Origin of the sequence: Streptomyces sp. URMC 124 (genome assembly GCF_051386455.1) — a bacterium.
Taxonomy (GTDB): Bacteria; Actinomycetota; Actinomycetes; order Streptomycetales; family Streptomycetaceae; genus Streptomyces.
This window is the reverse complement of record NZ_JBPQTS010000401.1, coordinates 1-311: the sequence shown is the minus strand read 5'-3', so window position 1 is coordinate 311 and position 311 is coordinate 1. Positions and strand designations below refer to the sequence as shown.

The 311-nt window shown below is 81.4% G+C and carries 1 pseudogene; it reads right to left on the bottom strand.

What is annotated here, in order from left to right:
- Positions 1-311 (bottom strand): annotated as a pseudogene (locus ACSNOG_RS33120) (serine/threonine protein kinase); the annotation flags it as partial.

Here is a 311-nt window from a genome sequence, read left to right as displayed (position 1 = left end):
GGCGGGCGCGGGCCCGTTCTGGGCGGGGAACGGCGCGGGTGCGCCTGCCCGGTCGGCGGGGGTGGGGCCGTTGCCGCCGAGGAAGGCGGACGTGCCGCCTTGGCCCGGGTGGTCCGGGCCGTTGGCATTGGCATTGGCATTGGCATTGGCGTTGCCGGGGCCCGGGAACGGTGCGGGTGCCCGCCCCGCTTCCGCAGGGGCGTGGCCGCCCGGGCCGGGCAAGGGCGCGGAGCCGGCGGGCGCGGGCCCGTTCTGGGCGGGGAACGGCGCGGGTGCGCCTGCCCGGTCGGCGGGGGTGGGGCCGTTGCCGC